Annotated in this window: 1 protein-coding gene and 1 pseudogene; both read left to right on the top strand. The window is 59.2% G+C overall.

Annotated features, from left to right (window positions below):
* Positions 1-28: 28 nt before the first annotated feature.
* Positions 29-301: pseudogene (locus KP705_RS21465) on the top strand (transposase); the annotation flags it as partial.
* On the top strand, positions 298-568 hold a 271-nt coding region (locus tag KP705_RS21460), incomplete at its 3' end, for a transposase (RefSeq protein ID WP_374195574.1). The pseudogene KP705_RS21465 and the gene KP705_RS21460, both read left to right, overlap by 4 nt.

The raw sequence follows: 568 nt of genomic DNA, 5'->3' as shown, positions 1-568 counted from the left end.
TCAACGCAGACGGTACGGTGGAGAGGGCATGGCACGAGGTGATCTGACGGATCAGGAATGGGCGATAATTGGTCCGCTTCTGCCGCCTGAGCGCGGACGTTGGGCTCGACCAGCTGGAGACAACCGCCTGTTTCTCAATGGTATGCTGCATGTTCTGCGCACAGGCTGTCCGTGGCGGGACATGCATGAGCGCTACGGCAAATGGAACTCGGTCTATGTCCGGTTCCGGCGTTGGGCTGAGCAGGGGGTGTGGGATGCTCTGCTGCAAACCCTGATAGACCTCGACCTGACCGATAACTGGCAGCATATGGTCGACAGTACCGTAGTCCGTGCCCATTCACAGGCTACGGGCGCAAAAGGGGGGCTCATTCGGAGGCTTTTGGTCGATCACGCGGCGGCTTTACGAGCAAGATCCATGTCCGATGTGACAATCAGGGATGCCCTCTTGGCTTTGTCCTTACCGGAGGCCAGGTCTCGGACTACAAAGCCACAGACGCCCTGATGAAGCTGTCTGTCCCGCCCCCCAAAGCCATGCTGGCTGATCGGGGCTATGACAGTGACAGGTTCC

The organism is Gluconobacter sp. P1D12_c (assembly GCF_018812105.1).
Taxonomy (GTDB): Bacteria; Pseudomonadota; Alphaproteobacteria; order Acetobacterales; family Acetobacteraceae; genus Gluconobacter; species Gluconobacter oxydans_A.
Note: the sequence above shows the minus strand (reverse complement) of the source record. Positions and strands in the feature narration are given on the sequence as shown.